We start from the raw sequence: 20696 nt of genomic DNA on the forward strand, positions 1-20696 counted from the left end.
AAACAATACATCTGTTAGATTTATCAATTAATAGTTAAAATTAGTTAAAGTAATTGATTTTAATTACTTAACTTATTGGTACAAACGCCGATAAGTCTTAATTGAAGTACTTTTGAGTGGAAATCTTATGAACCTGACAGTAAGCCAACGTATTTGGGGTGGTTTTATATTTATCACACTATTATTATTAATAATTGGTGGTAACTCCTTAATAAAAATTGCAAATATTGACCGTTCTACTCAAAAAGTGAACCAACTATCACTTCCGGCACTAAATAAAAGCTCAGAACTACAAGCCGAGTTTATTTTAATGAGTAAAGCCGCTCAAGCGAGCTTTTACACTACTTCTGCAAATGAACTAGCCCCCATTAAAAAACAAGTTCTTGAGCAAAAGCAGTTATTCAACACTCTTCATCGCGAACTTCAAGACGTAGTAAAAAATGATGCAACGCTTAATCAAAGTAGCCAAAATGTAGAAAAAACCTACTTAAGCTTTTTAAGCACAGTTGAAAGCTTGTTAGAAGATAAAAGCAAACAGCTAGCATTAAACAAAACATTAAAAGCACAATTAGAAAATATAGAGCTAAGTGCAGAAGATGCCAATTCTGTTGTACTCGATATTATTGACATTGATGGCTTTGAGCAAAACCACCCTCGTGCTTATCAAGCTGCAAACAATTTAGAAAATAACTTTATGTCGGTGGTAAGTAACAGCACTGATATGCTAACTGTTAAAACGCTTAATACACTCGATATTGTTAAAAACGAGCAAACCTATTACCTAGAAGAAGTTACACGTACCATTGCCTTAATTAAACCGGCTATTGAGCAAACTCACAGCGATTTATACTCAAGCTTAAAAGAAAATGTTGATACTTTAGAAAACAATATAAAAGGTAGTAGTGGTTTAGCTGCAAACAAAAAACGATTAATTGACTCTATTACGCTAACAGAGTCAGAGCTTGCACAGTCAGAGCAAGCCACCAAAATGGCACTTAACCAAATTGATGAGTTAGTTAATCAAGCAAGTGACGTTGCGTTTAAATTACAGCAAGGCGTGCGCAGCGACGTAGACTCAGCAAACTTATGGACTTGGGTTGGTATGATTATAGCCACTCTTTTAGCTGTAGCGATTGCTATTATTACTGTTAGCCGTATTACTAAACCACTTGCTGAAGTTAACCGAATTTTAGATATTGTTGCCAGTGGCGACATGACACAACGTTTAGACGACAGCGCTAAAGACGAATTTGGCGAGCTATCTAAAAGTTGTAACACCTTAATTGATAACTTACGCAGCCTAATTAAAGGCATTATTTCGCGCTCTACTCAGTTAGCTGCAGCATCAGAACAAACATCTGCAATAACAGCGGAATCAAGCCAAGCAATTCGTAACCAGCAAGCACAAGTTGAACAAGCCGCAACGGCAACAACCGAAATGAGCAGTACATCGCAAACGGTTAGCAACAGCGCTCAACAAGCACTTAGCGAAATTAAAAATGCTGATAAAGAAGCTGAACGTGTTAAAGGTATTTCGAATAACAATAAAGCCACGATTGAGCAATTAGCACGTGAAGTAGACGACGCCTCACAAGTAATTAATAAACTACACCAAGATAGCGCATCAATTGGCAGCATTTTAGATGTAATACGCGGCATAGCGGATCAAACCAACCTACTTGCACTAAATGCCGCAATTGAAGCTGCGCGTGCCGGTGAATATGGCCGTGGCTTTGCTGTTGTAGCAGACGAAGTACGCTCTCTAGCAAGTAAAACTCAAGAGTCGACCCAAGAGATACAATCAATGATTGAGTCTCTACAAACAGGCGCTGAAGCCGCAGTAACGGCAATGAGTAAAGGTAAGCAACGTGCGGTATCGTGTGTTGAGCAAACAGACCTAGCAAGTAGCGCTCTTGATTCGATTACATTTGCGGTTTCGCAAGCTCATGACGTAAGTGAAGAAATTTCGACTGCCGCACTTGAGCAACAACAAGTAGCGCAAGAAATTAGCGAACGCCTTGAGTCGATTGTAGCCATCGCAGAGCAAACAGCCGAAGGTGCAAACCAAACTAATATTTCAAGCTCAGAAGTAGCAAAACTTGCTGAAGAGCTTCGCTTGTCGGTAGACGAATTTAAAGTTTAGGTTTATTAGAATAAATAAAACCCTATGATACAGTGTGTCATAGGGTTTTATTTATATATTAGAAATAACAATTACTAGCGTACAAAGTAAAACGGTTTTAGTGACTGAGAAGCAACTTATCTAAAGCATAAACTTCCCATAATCATTTTTAATCTTAATTAAAAAAACCTCTAACAGCTTTCTCTTTTATTCGACTAATCACTACCAAACAAATCACGTGTATACACTTTATCAGCAATATCACTCAGCTCTTCAACCATACGGTTTGATACAACAACGTCAGATACTTCTTTGAACTCGTTGAGATCTTTAATTACGCGTGAATGATAAAACTCACTTTCTTCAAGTACAGGTTCGTAAACCACAACCTCAATACCTTTCGCTTTAATACGCTTCATAATGCCTTGAATCGCTGATGCCCTAAAGTTATCAGATCCAGTTTTCATCACTAAACGGTACACACCAACCACTTTTGGATTGCGCTTAATTATTGAATTTGCAATAAAATCTTTACGTGTCGTATTTGCATCAACTATCGCACCAATAATATTATTGGGTACATTTGCATAGTTGGCGAGTAATTGCTTAGTATCTTTAGGTAAACAGTAGCCTCCATAGCCAAACGATGGATTATTGTAATGATTGCCTATGCGTGGATCTAAACTAACACCTTGTATAACTTGCTTGCTGTTTAAGGCATGTGATTCTGCGTAACTATCTAACTCGTTGAAATAGGCGACTCGCATTGCAAGGTAAGTATTAGAGAACAACTTAATAGCTTCCGCTTCAGTTGAATCGGTAAATAATACTTCAATATCTTTTTTGATAGCACCTTGCTTGAGTAAGTTAGCAAATATAGCTGCTCGCTCACTTTGCTCACCAACGACAATTCGCGACGGATATAAGTTATCGTGAAGTGCTTTACCTTCACGTAAAAACTCTGGTGAAAAAATTAAATTATCTATGCCTAGCTGCTCTTTAATGCTTTGTGTAAAACCAACAGGTACAGTCGATTTAATGACCATAACTGCATTTGGGTTATGCGCTATAGTCTCTTTAATTACAGCTTCTACAGTACTCGTATTAAAGTAGTTATTTTCAACATCGTAATCAGTTGGTGTAGCAATTATTACAAACTCGGCATTTTTATAAGCAGCTACTTTATCTATAGTTGCCGTAAAGTCTAAATCACTGCGCGTTAAAAACGCGCTAATCTCAGCATCTACAATAGGCGACAGCTTATTATTTAAAAGCGCTATTTTTTGCTCATCTATGTCTAAAGCAACAACCTCATTGTGTTGTGATAACAGCATGGCGTTTGAAAGCCCAACATACCCTGTACCTACGACAGCTATCCTCATATTTATTCCCTTTGACTATTTACCCAGTAGGCTATTAATAATACGCTGGCTTGATAAACCATCACCATATGGATTATGCGCTACACTCATTTTCTTATAAAGTGATGGTTTTTCAATAAGTTCACTTACTGCATCAACTATTTTATCCACATCAGTACACACTAACTTTACCGTACCGGCAGCAACAGCTTCTGGCCGTTCAGTTGTCTCACGCATAACCAATACCGGCTTACCTAAACTAGGAGCTTCCTCCTGAACACCACCCGAATCAGTAAGGATTAAGTATGATTTATCCATTAAAAACACAAAAGGTAAGTAATCTTGAGGGTCGATTAACTTAACATTACCTTTGTCAGCTAAAAGCCTATTAACAGGTTCTTGTACATTTGGATTTAAATGCACAGGATAAACAAAATTGAAATCAGGATACTTAGTTGCAAGTTGAGAAATAGATTCACATATACGTTCAAAACCACCACCAAAACTTTCACGGCGGTGACCTGTTACTAAGACATATGGCTTATCCAGTATATTAGAAAACTTTGCATTCATTTGCTGCTGAATGCTCTCTTTGGTGAGTACTTCTTGCTTAACTTTTAATAATGCATCAATAACGGTATTGCCGGTAATAACGATAGCAGAGTCAGCAACATGCTCACGAGTCAAATTATCGGCTGAAGCTTGGGTAGGCGCAAAGTGTTTTGTAGTTAATACACTTGTTAAGGTGCGATTTGCTTCTTCTGGCCATGGGCTATATAAGTTACCTGTACGCAAACCTGCCTCAATATGGCCTATATTAATTTGCTTATAAAATGCAGCCATTGACGCGGCAAATGTAGTAGTTGTATCACCGTGTACAAGCACCCAGTCAGGCTTAAATTCGTCAAGTACATCACGCAGCCCTAGTAGTATTTTACTGGTAATGTCGTATAAATCTTGGCCTGCTTTCATTATATTTAGATCGTAGTCAGGCTCAATTTTAAAGAGGTCTAATACTTGGTCTAGCATTTCTCTATGCTGTGCAGTTACACACACTTTAGATTCTATAGCGGGTTCTTGTGCTAAAGCTAATACTAAGGGCGCCATTTTAATGGCTTCAGGGCGAGTACCAAATACAGTTAAAACTTTCATGTAGCTTCCTAAAAACAAAAACCTGCCTAATGCATAGGCAGGTTTTTGTATTGTACTGAATTAAAAAATACCGCGGCTATCCACTATAATTTTTTTAGCGACTAACTCAGGTGCAATTGCTTTAAACAATTTATGGTCGACTAATACGGCAAGTGTATTGCTTTGCTCTAAAGCGTAATCAAGGCTTACTAGCTCTACACCTAATGCTGCGAGAGACTCAGGCAATTTGTTTATATTTGGTTCTACTACGAGTACTTTTGCTATGTTTTTATGTGCAAGCATTTTAGTAATTTCAAGCGCAGGACTTTCACGCAAATCATCAATGTCAGCTTTAAAAGCAATACCTAAGCAAGCAACAACTGGTTTTTTAAACTGGTCGGCGGCATCAACTATTTGTTTTAATATATAATATGGTTTACTGTCATTCACCTCTCTTGCTTGGCGAATTAACTTTGCTGTAGTTGGCGCTGAACTTACAATGAACCAAGGATCAACAGCTATACAATGCCCCCCAACACCTGGCCCTGGATTTAGAATATTTACACGTGGGTGGCGGTTAGCAAGCTTAATAAGCTCCCATACATCTATTTTAAGCTCATCACAGATCATTGATAACTCGTTAGCAAACGCAATGTTTACGTCTCTAAATGAGTTCTCGGTTAATTTAGCCATTTCGGCCGTCCGAGCATTGGTAAGCAAGCATTCACCAACAACAAATGTTTTGTATAGTTCAACTGCTTTTTCTGAGCAGGCTTGAGACATACCACCAATAACGCGGTCGTTTTCAACAAGCTCACGCAGTACGTGACCTGGCAATACACGCTCTGGGCAGTGAGCTATTTTGATGTCGGCCACATCGCCATGTGTTTGCGGAAAAGTTAAATCGGGGCGAGCTTGCTCTAACCATTTAGCTAATTGCTCTGTTGCACCTACAGGCGAGGTTGACTCTAAAATAACAAGGTTACCTTTTTCGAGCACCGGCGCTATTGCGATAGCTGCAGCTTCTATATAAGTTAAATCGGCTTCATGGTTTTCTTTAAAGGGGGTTGGCACAGCGACCATGAACACGTCAGCTTTTTCAGGCTGAGTTGTTGCACGTAAATTGCCAGCTTTTACTGCGCTGCGCACAACCATATCTAAGTCAGGCTCAACTATGTGTACGTTACCAGCATTAATTGTATCAACAGCATGTTGGTTTACATCAACTCCCACTACGTTCATCCCACGAGAAGCAATTACCGCTGCTGTTGGTAGGCCTATATAGCCTAAACCAATGACTGATACATTTTTAAATGACATTAAAACCTCAAAAATTTAAATTTTATAAAAGCGTACAAACACTTGTTAGCTACTATATTTTATTTGTTAAGTAGTAATATATGTATTTGAGTAAATTGCCTTGGCGGAATAAACGCGATGGTTGCGACAACAATCTAAATAACCATTCTAAATTTAATACTCTGAAAAAGTAAGGTGCACGTTTAACGTTATTGGTGTAAACATCATATGTACCTCCTACTCCCATAAAAAAAGTATGGGGTGCCCGCTTTATACATTCAAAAATAAATAACTCTTGTCGAGGCGAACCAAGTGCAACGCTAACAATTTTTGCTCCCGAATTTACAATTTCGTTTATTACCGTTGCTTGTTGCTCGTCAGTAAAGTAACCATCTCTGCAACCAATAACATTAACATCCAATGCTTTTAGTTTATTACTTGTTTGCGTTACAGTATTTTTCGTCGCGCCTAGTAAAAAAACAGGTATTTGCTGCTCAACAGAACGAAGCATTAATTGCTCCCACAATTCGCAACCGGGAATACGGGCAACTTTTGTACCTAAGCGCTTTTGCATTACGTAAGATACGCCAATTCCGTCGGGGTAGCGAAGGGTCGCTTTTTGTAAAATACTCATTACTTTGGGGTCGTTATTAGCTGCCATTATTTTTTCGGGATTAATGGCAACACCCACCCCCGGCAAAACATTGTTCGTGGTTAAAATAGACGAGCTAATTAACTCATCAATAGACGGATAGGCAATTACCTCTATACCGCCTATATTTACTTTATTTATCATTAACGTTATTCGCTCGTAATTTGGCGTAGATATTAAATACTTGCTCGGTAATTAATGATAGGCGATATTGTTGTACACTTTTTATCGCGTTATTACTTATGCTTACGTACTGTTCTTCAGGCATTCTTAATATATCTTGCATTGCATTAATAGCGCTTGAACAAACACTGTCATCTTGATTCAACACTAGCACACCATTATTTCCATTAACTATTTGCGCGCATGCGCCATCTGTTTGTGTCGCTAACACTATAACCCCACACGCCATTGCTTCGCTCATGACTAAGCCAAAAGATTCATTATATGATAAATTAATGAGCATATAACTTGTGTAATAAATTGTTACTAGCTGCTCTGGGGTGCAATTTTCGAAGTAAGTAATATTTACATTACTGTTACTTTTTTCTACGCGACTAATAAAAGTGCTATTTCCGGTTCCCACAATTACAACCCGTATTTTACAAGGAAATTTAATTAAAATCTCCTCTAGCCTTTCAATTCCTTTATTTTTATCAAGATGACCTACAAAAACTACATCAAATTGTTTATTTTTGAAGTTGCTCTTTTGTTTTTGTTGATAATAAATGTCGTTTACACCAGCGCTTAAGACATGCCCTGCTACTGGCTTAAAAAAACGTTCTTTTAGTTTTTCACTTACAAAAATATAACTATCTATAAAACGAGTACAAGCTCTGTAAATAATATTGGGAGAGACATAACTATAAATATCGCTGCCATGAAACGTTACTACTATTTTAACTCGCCAATTTCTTAAAAATTTATATACTATTGCCAATAAAATATTTGGGAAATAAAAGTGTACGTGAATAACATCCTTTTTTTTAGATGAAAATATACAGTTAAATAAAAAGCGTACAAAAAAAAGTGGGTAGCGTATTTTTTGCACTAAAGGTGATTTTTTTTCTTGGTTAAGATAAAAAAACTCTACCTTTAAATTACTATTTTTTCTTAAGGCTTCGTACTGGTTCATTACAAACCGACCTGAATTAGGTTTGTTTTTACTTGGCCCCATATTAGAAAGCAGTAAAACACGAATCGTTTTTTTCATTTTTTTTTGTTTTCCATACGCTTGTTTTTTACGCCATAATTTGCACGTGATGGAATAAAATGGAACATTACTCTGTAAACCAATTGTATAAACGGAATTATTATAGGATGAGTAAGTGGCGAGTATCCCGATTCGACTTTTATTTTTTTGTATTTCAAAGCCGTTTTATTCCAAATTTTTTTAAGTGAACTGTAACGTACTGCCTTTGAGTAATCTTGCTGTATAAAAGAATCAAAGATACCTCTAGCTGCAAAAGGGGAAACAACCGTAAAAAATTGTGCTGCTAAAACGTTACTTCCAAAGATAGTGTACCGACCGCCTCGCCCATACAAAAATTCATAAAAGGTGACTTTTTGGTAATCTGTTAACACTAAGCATTGTGTGCGTTTGGTGAAGTCTTGCCACAAAATAGCAAACTCATTGTCGGATAGTTCTTTGTATCTTAGGCGCATTAAAGTTTGTGCCTTAAAATTAATCACACTATAAATAAATGGAAATAACTTTAAAACTTCACCTCTTTTGCCTTTAAAATTTATATAAGTGCCACGCTGAAATAAATCACCTAAATAACCATCAAAAAATATTTTTGCTTGTTCAAAGTGTTGCGCTACAAAATTATAATTAGTTAATAACCTTGGAATAGGGTTGAGAGTGCCAAAGGCCATTTCATCTAAAATAGCCTGCTCTTGTTCATGTAATGGTTGCTCACTATAATCAAAAGCTAAATACGTTTTAAAATCCTCACTAAAGCTGGCAGCTATTTCTCTCTCTGGTGAGTTATCTGGTCCATAAGTAAAACCATATTTATAAGTGCCATTTGCCAATAAATACCTAGAATCAAGACCACTACTGATAGGTAGTATTTTAGAGTGTTCTTGCCAAAGTGAAATTAACTTTTTAACAGCGCCAGCTAATGAATCTAAAGACTTAGCTTCATGAAATACAAAATAAGAGCGCTCACTCATCACTCCAACACAGCTCCCAGGCGTTAGCCTCTGTAAGCCATCAAAAAGAGTATAATTACCAAACAAGTGGTTTTTCTTATTTAAAATACATTGCATGTCATGGTTGAGATGATGCGAATCATTTTTTAACACTTTAACGCTAGGGGCAACACGTAACTGAGTCGATAGCTTATCGATAAAGTGCGTAGATAAACCAAGCGGATCAGTAAAAACAAACTCTTCGTGCTCATTTTGCCAAAAAAGCGTAAACACACCAGTCAAAACATTATTTAAAACATCAATTCCTTGTGTCACTATATCGTTAGCCAAAAGAGTTAATGGGTTTAGCTTCTCTTTATATATAAACCAACCTGACATAATAAAAATATTATGCTCTATTTGCTCATACGGTAATTGCGACCAATTTTCCTCGTCATATACAATGCAACCAGTGACTCTACACGCTTGTGGAAAATCGAAAATACGACTGTTGTTCTTAGTCAAATAAAGTGACGACGGTAGTCGTTCTTTATCGCAATTAATATACATGCCACGCATCAAACGCCCCTTAATAATCCGAAGTAGTCATGCTGACTGAAGAACGCTGCTGACGTTTCAATAAATAGTACTCAAGTGGCTTTTTACCAAAAATACTGCCAAGTATCAGTTTCGCAAATACGCGCATCGATAGCGATGACATTTTTAAGGCTTTAAAATAATGTGTTATCGCAATAGTACGATTACCACTTCTTAGCTCAAAATCAGCAAGGCTTTCATATTGACGCGCAAGGCCTTTCCTTAAGCCTAAACTTATATATTCAGCCTCATATTTAGCAATAACCGCCCTATGCCCATTCGCTTTTGAAACTGGGTTACACGATATACCATCATCCGCTAACTGATAGGTGATCAGAGGCTGCGCAATATGTATAGCTTTGTATTTTTTTGCTAGTCGAAGTAGTAAATCATAGTCTTGCATACTGGGTAAGGTACTATCAAAGCCATTAATTGATCGGATAGCTGTTGTTGATACAAGTAAAACGGAAGTACAAATACCAAACCCTTGCTTTAGCAAAGACAAATAAAAATCATCATCGCTCACACATTTAAAATACCGTTTCCAGCCTTGATATTCTAAAAACATATCTGAATAACAAATATCTGCATCGCTCGAATTTAAAGCTGCCACTTGAGTTTCTAATTTTATATCAACCCATAAATCATCGTCGTCTAAAAAGGCAACATACTCACCTTTGGCAGCCTCTAAACCAGTATTCCTAGCTTGACAAGCACCTTTATTTTTATCGTGGCATATATAATGAATACGCTCATCATTAGCGTATCCAGCCATAACATCAGCTGTTAAGCGTCTGTCTTCACCAGAGGGGTCATTGTCATCAACAACAACAATTTCCAAAAATGAATAAGTTTGATTCTTAACGCTTTCAATCGCTTTCGACAAAGCCTCAGCGCGCTTAAAGGTAGGTATTATAACTGTAACTAATTTATTCATATTTAACCTAAATAAAGGTGGACAACTATTTATTACGGTATCCATCGTAATAAATAACTTCGGTGTTCCAATAATGCTTAAACATCACAAGGTAATCAAAGCCACGCCTCTCTAACGGGTGGATATGTTTATCACCTTTATAAAAAAATTTACTTTCATTTATTAGCACCACATATGAAAAAGCAGCCATATGAAAGCCCATCAATAAAAATAAAAACACGCCAGTGATCGACTTAGGTTTTATATATTGCAAAGCAAAAAGTAGCATAGGTGCGTAAAGTAAGTACAAAGGTAGAAAAATACGATGCAACTCTTCACCTATAAAAAACAGTGCCACTGAGCTGAGTAAAGTTAAGTAACTCATCATGTTAAACAACCTTAAATAAGCAACATTATTGGTTTTTAAATAACCGGGTAGTGCAATAAGGTTCACAACAATAAAAAATAACAACGAAGGGAGCTTTGAAAAGTTAGGCTCAAACACTAATCGCGTCAGAATTTTATTCACCATATAATTATTAACAACTGATCCGAGTATTTTAATAGCAAAAACCCCCGTTAGAGCCACTAATATAAACCCTAAAAATATGACAATAAGTTGTGACGCACTCCAACGGCGAGTTAAATGTTTACTAAAAATAAGTAGAGGAAGTAATAAAATAAACGTTGAAAAATGAACAAGCCCCCCTAAAATAAAAATAAGGCTGCCATGTTTTTTATTTTTTTGCGCATACCATATTCCCATAAGTAAAATAGGAACTGCCATGCATGTGCGTATCAAGTGCCATTGAAACTGAAAAAATTTATAAAACAAAATAATCAGTAAAAAACATAATAGCGGGCTTGGTCCATCAACTAACTTACAAAATTTCCAGATTAATCCATAAGTGATTAATACGGATAAAAAATAATATGTAAAAATATCGTTATCGGTAAACCAGGCTACAGCCCAGCTATAAAATCCAAATAAGGCATCGCCATGCTTAGCATAAAGCAACGATACACTGAGCATACTTGAGAGTTCATCATAGCGGTCGTACGCCATTAAATACGATGGCATATCGTCAGAGCCATTCCACAAATAGCCGATGTATCTAGACGTAATAAGTATGCTCAGTGAAACAGATACTGCAGCAACGAGCAAACTATCTAAGCGCGTTTTCTTTACTGCAAATGCATATAAAAAAAGCCCTAGTAACCAAAAAGCAAATGGTAAAAGCAGCCAACTTAAAAGTAATAGGCAGCCAGATATATACAACTTAGCGTCATTACTATCATTGTTATTAACTGTATTTATATTATTGCTAGTATTCACTGTAGCTGGCCACAAATGCATAAGTTAAGTGCGTGCATTTGTAGCTTTATTATCACGAATAAAATGAACTAACAAAACCATAATACATATAAAAAACACCGAAAAAGCAGCACCTAAAATACAAATAACAGCTCTATTTGGTGAAGATTTCTGCTCTTCCACTATCGGGCTTTCTATTACCTTAAATGCAAACTCCTTCCTCACCTTAGCAAGCAGCATAGACTTTGTTTGCTCTTCAATAATAGTGTAAAAAACGTTTTGCATTTCAGCTATATTGGTATTGGCTAATTCTTCGTTTAGGTATTTAATACTTTCTTTTTTTTCCGCTATTTCGCGCTCTCTTACCGATTTATTAATTAACGTAACTATGTTTTCGACATACGCTTTAGCAATACGTGGATCAATATGCTCAAACGAAATCTCAACCAATCCTGTTACCTTATCTTCTTTAACTGTTAGTTTTTTTACAAAGTATTCATACGCTTCGTACGAAGTCGGCTCAAGTGTTTCTTGAGTTTCTTCGTCAACTAACCACTTACCATTTTTATAAATAGTATCATCAAGCTCAAGTGCCTCAGTATATTTGTCCCACTTTTTTGCTGTAAATAAGTTTACTTTTACATTGTTTTTTTCGATAAATTCATATAAAAAATCTTTTGATTTAATTATTTCTAAATAAACAGCCGTTTTGTCACTTGAGCCGCCTAAATTAATACCCGCTACGCTAGCTAACCCTCCAAACTGACCAGCTAAAGAAGACAAACCACCGCTTTGCTGCTCTTGCTGAGGGGAAAGTAACACTGACGATTTATACATGTTAGGAAGCGTTAATGAATATGCCAAAATACCTGCACAAGATAAAAAAGACAGCACAATAATCAGCCACTTTTTTTTCCATAAAATTAGCCATAACTCAACAAGGTCAAGTGCATTACTATTGTCTGAGTTTTGTGTTGGAAACTGATTTAAATTTTGAGACATTAATGTGTTCCTGCTGCCAGTTTTAAAAGGTACTGACCGTAACCAGTTTTATTAAGTGCGTGTCCCTGCTCCACAAGTGCATCTTTTGTTAACCAACCTTGCATATAAGCAATTTCTTGTAAGCAAGCAATTTTAAAGCCTTGTCGTTTTTCAACGGTTTGAACAAATAACGACGCCTCCATTAAGCTATCGTGAGTGCCGGTATCTAGCCAGGCAAAGCCGCGCCCTAATACTTCAACTTTTAAATTTTTATCTTCTAAATAGGCTTGGTTAATTGCTGTAATCTCTAACTCACCACGCTCAGACGGTTCAACTTGCTTCGCTTTTTGTATTACTGAATTATCGTAAAAATACAGTCCTGTAACAGCATAATTAGACTTCGGATTTAATGGTTTCTCTTCAATTGAAATACCATTAAAATTTTCATCTACTTCTACTACACCAAAACGCTCAGGATCGTTCACTTGATAAGCAAATACACATGCCCCTTGCTCAATTTTTGCCATCGCTTTTAATTTAGGTGAAAAATTAGCACCATAAAAAATATTATCACCTAAAATCAAGCACACTGAATCTTGGCCAATAAACTCTTCGCCAATTATAAAAGCTTGCGCTAATCCCTCAGGCTTTTCTTGAATTGCATAAGTTAGCTCAATCCCAAAGTTACTCCCATCACCCAATAACGTTTTAAATTGAGCTTGGTCCTGAGGTGTTGTAATAATTAAAATATCTTTAATGCCTGTAAGCATTAATACCGACAGTGGATAATAAATCATCGGTTTATCATAAACAGGTAGAATTTGCTTTGAAACTCCTAGGGTAATTGGGTGTAGTCTAGAACCACTGCCGCCAGCTAAAATTATCCCTTTCATGTGTTTTCTCCTAAACGTTCTCGCTGATAAGTTCCGGCTTGTACTTGCTTACACCAATCAAGGTTCTCTAAGTACCACATTATTGTTTTACTAATACCTGACTCAAACGTTTCTTGAGGTTGCCAGTTAAGTTGATTATCTATTTTTGATGCATCTATAGCATAACGTCTATCGTGCCCTGGCCTGTCTTTTACAAACGTTATTAGTTCTTTAAATGATGCAAAGTTACCTGGTTTTTTTTCAATAAGCTTATCTAACTCGGCACAAATAGTACTAACAACTTCTAGGTTTGACTTTTCGTTATGCCCGCCAATATTGTATGTATGCCCTACTTCGCCAGCAGTTGCTACCGTGAATAGAGCTCTTGCATGATCCTCTACATATAGCCAATCTCTAATTTGTGAGCCATCACCATAAATAGGTAACGCTTTACCTTCTAACGCGTTTAAAATAACCAATGGGATGAGTTTTTCAGGAAAATGAAACGGCCCATAATTATTCGAACAATTAGTAATAACAACGGGTAAGCCATATGTACGTTGCCATGCTCTGACTAAATGATCTGAACTTGCTTTACTTGCTGAGTAAGGGCTACTTGGTGCGTAAGCCGTTTGTTCGGTAAATAAAGGAAGTGTACCATCTTGTTCATCTGGGTGGGGTAAGTCGCCATACACTTCGTCTGTAGATATATGATGAAATCTAAATGCTTGTTTTTTCGTATCGCTTAAAGTACCCCAGTACTCACGTGCCGCTTCAAGCAAGGTATACGTTCCCACAATGTTCGTTTGAATAAAGTCACCGGGGCCATCAATTGAGCGATCAACGTGAGACTCTGCAGCTAAATGCATTATTATGTCAGGCTGATAGGTTTTAAAAATACTATTTAGATGCACTCTGTCGCAAATATCACCTTTTAGAAAAGTATATCGATCTGAGCTATCGATGCTTTTTAATGACTGTAAATTACCTGCGTAAGTTAGCTTATCTAAATTAATTACTTTATGTGGTGTCTCGTTTATTAAAAAACGAATTACAGCACTACCAATAAATCCTGCGCCACCAGTAACAACAATAGTTTTCATTAAAAGCCTTTATCTTTACTTATTTATTTTTTGTTTACTAAGTATAACGCGTAAACACAGCCGGTTATTATCGCAAAATAATCTTACGTTTACCATATTCGCACGTATTTGAGACTTCACTGTAAGCGTTTTAAATAAAGCTCTACAGTTAATAAACTACCTATTTTTTCAGGTTTGACTGTATCGCTCATGGCGAAAAAACCATTTACAGTATCATCTACAAACTCACTGCCTAATAATTTTTTAACTTCACTGTTGTCTTTACATAAGGTTTTTTTCACAAAATGTTTAAATTGTGGCTCTCTTAACCATGTATCATAAGCAACATAATGCCTTTTTGGTGTTACGTTTCGGTATAATTTACGTGCTAGTGCTTCAAAAGCAGAGCCTTTGATTAAATCTTTTAAGCGTTGCTTTACAGGGCTTCTTGTAGGCTCAACACTTGTTGATTGCAACGAAATCGGCTTTCCTGTTTGCTGCCACGCAATCGTTTTAAAGTAATCAGGGTAATAACGCAGTAACATCGCATGATAAAGCTTGCCATTGCGGCGATATTCATCAGGTAATGAATACAATAATTCCACTAAGTCTTTATCTATAAAGGGTTTTAGATTATGTAGTTCATGGCTTAGTAAATCACTACCTGCACCAATAAAGCGCACACCTCGGTTATAAATTAGAATAGGGTCGTCATTAGCGTATTTAAAATAATCATCAGTTATATTGGCATTAGGAGTATGCTCAAAGTAACGCAGGGCTAATCGTTGCTGTTGTGAAAGTAATGATTTGTCCTCAGTAAATAAATAACTACCACCAAAAGTAACATCCCCTAAATAACCGTTAAGTAAATAATTAGAATCAGCTGAAATATTATTTACCGAACTTAACGCGTGCATATGTAAAATATTTTTTAAACCATCGGTTAGCCATACACCCTGCTCGCGTCCTTCAAACCAGTTATGCTCATCAATACTTACAAGTTGATTAGATACACCTGCAAGCTGTGCTACTTGTTTTGCCAATACAGCATCATCGCAGCCTGCTTCACCAAAGGTATAGGTTTTTATTGTGCCTTTAAAATGCTCTTTTGCAGCTGCAAGTAACACGCGAGAATCAAGCCCGCCACTTAACGTTATAGCAAGTGTTGGTTGCTTAATTGTTTTTAAACAACGCGAAACTGCATTATCAAATAATGTATAAGCGTGATCTATTGCCTCATTAAACGTTATTATATTACTTGTTTTAATATTGGCCCAACTCCAATATTGAGCGGTGTCGTATTGTAAAGTAGTCATATTAATAGATGTTATTGAAGCCGGAGCTAAACGTTTAATATTACTAAACAAGGTTTGTGTACCGAGCATATGCCCTACGTCAACAAATGTTTTAAGGGCACTGAGATCAACTTTTTGTTTATAGTCAGGGTTTAAAACAAGCGCTTTAGGTTCACTTGCAAACCCTTTAACTAAATTATTGTCGTCCCACATATAAAGTGGTTTTATACCAAAGCGATCGGTTACAAGGGTAATTCTTTGTGCCTGCTTATCAAAAATAACAAATGCAAAGTAGCCATTTAATTGGCTGCATAACTCACTTAGGTTCCCAATTAAATACTGATTAGCTACAAGCTCGGCCAAATCGTCTTGCTGGCAATCAATACCATTTATTGAGTACACATCACCCCAAATATCAACGTTTAAATTTTGATTGTCAAAATGATGGTGTGCAATACCTGCCGTTGTTTTTATTAGCTGTTGATATTGCCCTTCTATACACCAGCTACTTGAAACTTTACCTGCCACCTCTAATAAACAAGGGTGAGTATCGGGTAACATATTTTTACTAATAAAACCTACTATGCCGGGCATTTTACTAACCTCTAATAAACTTAAATACTTTAATTAATTGTGGAGCTATAGCAAGCGCATACCCAACACAAATAAACGCAAACAAATATACTGCCGGTAACATTAATAAAGGCTGTACACAAATCAAAACAAACAACGACACTATAGCAAATGCCAACACAGCTGGCGCAAGCGACAAACATAACCGCTCAAACGACAAGCCACTAACCGGTTTTATTAAATACACCCAATGCAGCACAAATAACACAACTTGCAATAACACCAGCATTTTGACCATTTCAACAATGCCCAACTTAATGCTAAACACAATAATTAACGGCCTGACTATAGTTATTGCAATATTCCACCAAAACCCACGCTTTACCTGGCCACTGGCTCTTAAAAGTACGCCAATAGGATTCATCATAGAAATAATAAGCATATACAAAGCTAACCAACGTAATAACTCAGCATGCCCAAGCCATTGCTCACCAAACGTTAAACTTAAAATTAAGCCCGGAAATAATGCTACAAGGCTATATAAAGGAATATTAATTAAACTAAGTAAACGTAATATCATGCTATATAACAACGCTAAACTGTGTGTATGTTGATGATTAACCATGAGCGGAAACGCGACTTTATTTACAACCGGATTAATAAGCTGTAATGCAGGCCTAAATACAAGTGCTTTTACATAAGCGTAAACACCTAATACTTCTGCGCCTAATAACTTGCCTATTAAAAGCTGATCTAGCTGAGCGCTTATAAAATTAACAAAGCTTTCACCCGTTTGATATAAGCCATATTTAATAGGCTCTATAATACTGTTTAAGCGTAAACGCGTGAGCTTAGGGCGTAAATGTGTAAAACCAATCAGCAAGCAACTACTAAGCATTACTGCATTTACTAACTGCGATACAACAACCGAAAGCAAACGAAAATCAAATAAAAGAAACGCAATAAGCACGGCAAAACCAACTACACTGGCAAATATCTCTATTTTTGCAATGCTATTAAAGCGCATTGCTTGCTGTAATAAAGCTAAAGGCTGCTGGCCAAAACTACGAATTAAAAATACCGGCGATAACCACCACAACAATAACGTAAGCGCCTGCATGTCAAAAAAAATCGCCACCGGAAACGCCATTACAAACACCACAGCCGAAATAAACAACCCCAGCAGCACGTTAACTATGTAAAGCTGATTAAGCTGATCTTTAACTAAATTTTTATGGAAAATAAGTGCATTAGAAATTCCCGCGTCACCAAAAATTTGGGCAAAACTCACCACCAACTGCACAATAGCCAATACCCCCAGCTCACTAGGAGTTAAGTAGCGTGCTAATACGATTAATTGTGCTAATTGTAATAAGCCTTTAATAATGGTTGAGGATGCCGTCCACGACACGCCACTTATCGCATCGCGTGCTGCGCTCATAAAGCATTCTCTATATATAATAAGCTCATTGTATTATGCTTTTTTAGGTAAAGTTTGCAGCATAGCTCGCCATTTTGGTGCAAGTGCTTGCTCGGTAAAGTGTTGGGTCATTAAGTGTGCGTTTTCGTTGCATTGAGTATTCGTTAATTGCAAAAGCTGATCAAAGTTAACCTCGGCTAACGCCTCTGTTTTAAAAACCTTAAAGCCTAATAAACTCAAGTTACTATAGCTGGAGGTACTGCCTAACAAATATAACGGCTTACCCATAAGTAGCATCGCATAGGCAACATATAAACCTTGCTGCCTATGCTGCGCAAATACAGTGACATCAACTTCATTTAATAAGGCATCGTATTGCTGTTTACTTAACATTGTTGTAATAGCATGTACTTTATTAGCAAATAGCGCATTTGCGTGGCTAATCACATCACTAACGTAATTTGGCTCACCACCATAATTAAGCGGCATTACTATTTGTATGTTGCGGCTTGCTAAGTGCGCTAACTTATTAAGCGCGTCAATATGGTTATTGCTCGGCGCAGCTGAGTTACCTACCAGTATTTTTAATGGGCTAAGCTCACTCGGCGCTGTTGTGCTAGCTACTTTCATACCTATCAGCGGGTAAGGTAGTACAGCTACACTTTTGCGCCACAGCACTGTTTGCGCCAATTGTGCATCGCCGGGGTTTAGTGCAAACACCTTATTAAAGCGCCTTATTACTAGCGCATGCAGAACATGCACAATACGCTGCTTAAGTGTGCGCCCTGCTTTTGTGTGGCGATACAACTCCCCCCCCCATAAAACACAGCTACTGCGTTTTATAATAGGATTAAAAAGCAGTTTTTTCCAAATGTGCATATCAAACAAGCCATGAAATACCACTTGCTCTGCACTATTTAAACTGTTTAATAATTCAAATAGCTCAACATTCGTTGCATAACTTACGCAGCCATCAACTGCCGCACTCGATTTAACCCAAAATTGCTGTGTACAACTGGGCTTACATTGCAGCTCAAAAAATTGCTTCATTGGTAGGTAGTGGTGCGGAGTGTCGGCAAACACATGAATAACTTGGCTCATATAGTTTTACTCATATCGCTGGCTTATTATTGTTCGCTATTATAATGCGCTAAAAATGCAGACTCTAAATTTAGTAAATCTTTACTGCGTGGTTTTATATATTTAGCAGGTTGCCCGGCGTAAATACCCCATCCCTGTAGACTGCTATTAACCAACGTTAATGCACCAAGCGCAACGCCATCAGCAAGTGTTACATTAGGTAAAATTACGCAACCCGCGCCCAAAATAACATGTTTGCAAAGCGTAACAGGTGCATGCTCTACATTAGTAAACTCGTTATTAATAGTTGGGTTAGTTAAATACCCGCCGGAGTAATCATCGCTACTAGAATAAATTGCCACTCTTGAAGATACATTACAAAAGTCACCAATAGTAATTTCTCCTGCGCCTATTAACGAGCTAAATACCGCAATGTGTACATGGCTACCAATAGTAATTCCACCTTCTCCGGCGCTTAATACGCAAAAGTCGTCAATGCGCACGTTATCGCCAATACTTATTGAGCTAACACCATAGAGCGATGCCTTGGTAGAAATGCGAACATTTTCACCAACACTTAAAAAACCTAAGTTTTTCAGCTGTTGCTTTGTATATATAGCCAATTAAAAACTCCTTTTAATAGTAAAATCTGTATTCTTTAACTAGCTCGCTTTAACTAGCCTGTTTAAGCGCTATAATTAAGCACTCGCAAATTTCATCAACGCCATCTAGCGCTAAATCGGTATACATAGGTAAGCATAAAATACGCTCGCTAATATTATTTGCTATGGGGGTACTACCTTGCATGCCATAGGCGGGAACTAATGACAAACTCGGATAAAAATAACGACGCGTTTGAATACCGAACTCCGTTAATACTTTTTGAACCTGCACGAGTACCGTTTCACTATTGAGTAATACAGGCATATAAGCCCCATTATTCTCACCACTGTCATGCCATTGCTGTAATTCCAACCCAGCAATAGCAGTTAAGCGCTCTGCATAGCGAACAGTCAATGCACGGCGCTGGGCTGTGATATGTGGCAAACTTTTAAATAGGCTTAAACCCATGGCTGCATGCATTTCGCTCATTTTAGCGTTTATGCCAACAAATTCAGGGTTTTGTTGTGCGTCAAAACCAAAATTAATAAGTTGTTTTGCTTTCAAATAATCGGCTTTATATTTAAAAATAATAGCGCCTCCTTCAACACTATGAAATAGTTTAGTCGCATGCAGACTCAGTGTTGCTATGTCGCCATAACTCAGTACACTTTCGCCATTAAGATTACTAGCAAATGCATGAGCAGCATCATAAATAACTTTTAAATCATGTTGCTTCGCAATTTGCTCAATAGTATCTACATCGCACGGATTTCCAAACACATGTACCCCCAAAATAGCGCTCGCGTTGCTTAACTGAGCAGGCGTTACCTTGGTTATATCTATATTGTAAGTGTTAGGATTAATATCAACAAATTCAGGTGTAATACCGGCAAAACAAAGGGAGCTGGCTGTAGCCGCAAACGAAAAAGGAGTGGTTAACACGCTACTTTTTTTATTAGCATCAATATTAAGTGCAGCAAAGGCCACTTGTAATGCTAGGGTACCGTTAGCCACTAATAATAAGTGCTCAACATTAAAATACTCAGCAAGTTGTTGTTCTAGCTTTTGTAAACACGGGCCATTATTGGTAAGCCAGTTACGCTCAAATATCGACGTAATATGCGCAGTGTAATCATTTAACGGTGGTAAAAAAGGCTTAACAATGGGGTATTTCACTTTGAATGCTCAAAAAACTAAACAGTGCAACAGTGTAGCAAACAACGGATATTGAATCTAGATTCCTGATTTATTAAATTACAAG

At 37.2% G+C, this 20696-nt stretch carries 17 protein-coding genes; 1 reads left to right on the forward strand and 16 read right to left on the reverse strand.

Annotated features, from left to right (window positions below; translation table 11 throughout):
- Positions 1-127: 127 nt before the first annotated feature.
- On the forward strand, positions 128-2143 hold the full coding sequence (locus GQR45_RS00655; protein ID WP_101163650.1) for a methyl-accepting chemotaxis protein: 2016 nt from the start codon (positions 128-130) through the stop codon (positions 2141-2143).
- Between the two features lie 194 nt (positions 2144-2337).
- On the opposite strand, the gene GQR45_RS00660 is transcribed toward GQR45_RS00655, so the two are convergent.
- The 16 genes from GQR45_RS00660 to GQR45_RS00735 all read right to left on the reverse strand — a co-directional run bounded on the left by GQR45_RS00660 (position 2338) and on the right by GQR45_RS00735 (position 20611).
- Positions 2338-3504: a nucleotide sugar dehydrogenase gene (locus tag GQR45_RS00660; RefSeq protein WP_165724782.1), complete on the reverse strand. Its 1167-nt coding sequence runs from the start codon at positions 3502-3504 to the stop codon at positions 2338-2340.
- Positions 3505-3519: 15 nt separating this feature from the next.
- Entirely contained in the window at positions 3520-4635 is a 1116-nt protein-coding gene (gene wecB / locus GQR45_RS00665) for a UDP-N-acetylglucosamine 2-epimerase (non-hydrolyzing) (protein ID WP_165724784.1), read from the reverse strand.
- 60 nt (positions 4636-4695) lie between these two features.
- The gene (gene wecC / locus GQR45_RS00670; RefSeq protein ID WP_165724786.1) at positions 4696-5934 is read right to left on the reverse strand and encodes a UDP-N-acetyl-D-mannosamine dehydrogenase; all 1239 of its coding nucleotides are present in this window, start codon (positions 5932-5934) and stop codon (positions 4696-4698) included.
- A gap of 52 nt (positions 5935-5986) precedes the next feature.
- Entirely contained in the window at positions 5987-6709 is a 723-nt protein-coding gene (locus tag GQR45_RS00675; RefSeq protein ID WP_165724788.1) for a WecB/TagA/CpsF family glycosyltransferase, read from the reverse strand.
- The gene (locus GQR45_RS00680; protein WP_165724790.1) at positions 6699-7778 is read right to left on the reverse strand and encodes a glycosyltransferase family 4 protein; all 1080 of its coding nucleotides are present in this window, start codon (positions 7776-7778) and stop codon (positions 6699-6701) included. Before GQR45_RS00680 ends, GQR45_RS00675 begins: the two co-directional genes overlap by 11 nt.
- The gene (locus GQR45_RS00685) at positions 7775-8875 is read right to left on the reverse strand and encodes a hypothetical protein (protein WP_165724792.1); all 1101 of its coding nucleotides are present in this window, start codon (positions 8873-8875) and stop codon (positions 7775-7777) included. The genes GQR45_RS00680 and GQR45_RS00685 overlap by 4 nt, the downstream gene beginning before the upstream one ends.
- A gap of 415 nt (positions 8876-9290) precedes the next feature.
- Complete coding sequence (locus GQR45_RS00690) at positions 9291-10235, reverse strand: glycosyltransferase (protein ID WP_165724794.1); 945 nt, start codon at positions 10233-10235, stop codon at positions 9291-9293.
- Positions 10236-10260: 25 nt separating this feature from the next.
- Positions 10261-11550, reverse strand: a complete 1290-nt coding sequence (locus tag GQR45_RS00695) for an EpsG family protein (protein ID WP_165724795.1) — start codon at positions 11548-11550, stop codon at positions 10261-10263.
- 24 nt (positions 11551-11574) lie between these two features.
- Positions 11575-12531: a Wzz/FepE/Etk N-terminal domain-containing protein gene (locus GQR45_RS00700; protein ID WP_165724796.1), complete on the reverse strand. Its 957-nt coding sequence runs from the start codon at positions 12529-12531 to the stop codon at positions 11575-11577.
- Positions 12531-13403: a glucose-1-phosphate thymidylyltransferase RfbA gene (rfbA, locus tag GQR45_RS00705; RefSeq protein WP_165724797.1), complete on the reverse strand. Its 873-nt coding sequence runs from the start codon at positions 13401-13403 to the stop codon at positions 12531-12533. The genes GQR45_RS00700 and rfbA overlap by 1 nt, the downstream gene beginning before the upstream one ends.
- Complete coding sequence (gene rfbB / locus GQR45_RS00710; protein WP_165724799.1) at positions 13400-14485, reverse strand: dTDP-glucose 4,6-dehydratase; 1086 nt, start codon at positions 14483-14485, stop codon at positions 13400-13402. Before rfbB ends, rfbA begins: the two co-directional genes overlap by 4 nt.
- A gap of 116 nt (positions 14486-14601) precedes the next feature.
- The gene (locus tag GQR45_RS00715; RefSeq protein WP_165724801.1) at positions 14602-16353 is read right to left on the reverse strand and encodes an asparagine synthase-related protein; all 1752 of its coding nucleotides are present in this window, start codon (positions 16351-16353) and stop codon (positions 14602-14604) included.
- Between the two features lie 4 nt (positions 16354-16357).
- Complete coding sequence (locus GQR45_RS00720) at positions 16358-17773, reverse strand: MOP flippase family protein (protein WP_165724802.1); 1416 nt, start codon at positions 17771-17773, stop codon at positions 16358-16360.
- A 33-nt stretch (positions 17774-17806) separates the two neighbouring features.
- Positions 17807-18853 carry a TDP-N-acetylfucosamine:lipid II N-acetylfucosaminyltransferase gene (locus tag GQR45_RS00725; RefSeq protein ID WP_165724804.1) on the reverse strand — a complete coding sequence of 349 codons (1047 nt, stop codon included), beginning with the start codon at positions 18851-18853 and terminating at the stop codon, positions 17807-17809.
- Between the two features lie 26 nt (positions 18854-18879).
- Complete coding sequence (locus tag GQR45_RS00730) at positions 18880-19455, reverse strand: acyltransferase (RefSeq protein WP_165724806.1); 576 nt, start codon at positions 19453-19455, stop codon at positions 18880-18882.
- Positions 19456-19504: 49 nt separating this feature from the next.
- A complete protein-coding gene (locus GQR45_RS00735; RefSeq protein WP_165724807.1) occupies positions 19505-20611 on the reverse strand; it encodes a DegT/DnrJ/EryC1/StrS family aminotransferase in 1107 nt (368 codons plus the stop codon).
- Positions 20612-20696: the final 85 nt, after the last annotated feature.

This window comes from Pseudoalteromonas sp. SA25, assembly GCF_011378705.1.
GTDB lineage: Bacteria > Pseudomonadota > Gammaproteobacteria > Enterobacterales > Alteromonadaceae > Pseudoalteromonas > Pseudoalteromonas arctica.

Excerpts from the sequence above, each read along its gene's own strand:
- GQR45_RS00655 (WP_101163650.1), top strand. The coding sequence starts at position 128 with ATGAACCTGACAGTAAGCCAACGTATTTGGGGTGGTTTTATATTTATC.
- GQR45_RS00660 (WP_165724782.1), bottom strand. The coding sequence starts at position 3,504 with ATGAGGATAGCTGTCGTAGGTACAGGGTATGTTGGGCTTTCAAACGCC.
- wecB (WP_165724784.1), bottom strand. The coding sequence starts at position 4,635 with ATGAAAGTTTTAACTGTATTTGGTACTCGCCCTGAAGCCATTAAAATG.
- wecC (WP_165724786.1), bottom strand. The coding sequence starts at position 5,934 with ATGTCATTTAAAAATGTATCAGTCATTGGTTTAGGCTATATAGGCCTA.
- GQR45_RS00675 (WP_165724788.1), bottom strand. The coding sequence starts at position 6,709 with ATGATAAATAAAGTAAATATAGGCGGTATAGAGGTAATTGCCTATCCG.
- GQR45_RS00680 (WP_165724790.1), bottom strand. The coding sequence starts at position 7,778 with ATGAAAAAAACGATTCGTGTTTTACTGCTTTCTAATATGGGGCCAAGT.
- GQR45_RS00690 (WP_165724794.1), bottom strand. The coding sequence starts at position 10,235 with ATGAATAAATTAGTTACAGTTATAATACCTACCTTTAAGCGCGCTGAG.
- GQR45_RS00700 (WP_165724796.1), bottom strand. The coding sequence starts at position 12,531 with ATGTCTCAAAATTTAAATCAGTTTCCAACACAAAACTCAGACAATAGT.
- rfbA (WP_165724797.1), bottom strand. The coding sequence starts at position 13,403 with ATGAAAGGGATAATTTTAGCTGGCGGCAGTGGTTCTAGACTACACCCA.
- rfbB (WP_165724799.1), bottom strand. The coding sequence starts at position 14,485 with ATGAAAACTATTGTTGTTACTGGTGGCGCAGGATTTATTGGTAGTGCT.
- GQR45_RS00715 (WP_165724801.1), bottom strand. The coding sequence starts at position 16,353 with ATGCCCGGCATAGTAGGTTTTATTAGTAAAAATATGTTACCCGATACT.
- GQR45_RS00720 (WP_165724802.1), bottom strand. The coding sequence starts at position 17,773 with ATGAGCGCAGCACGCGATGCGATAAGTGGCGTGTCGTGGACGGCATCC.
- GQR45_RS00725 (WP_165724804.1), bottom strand. The coding sequence starts at position 18,853 with ATGAGCCAAGTTATTCATGTGTTTGCCGACACTCCGCACCACTACCTA.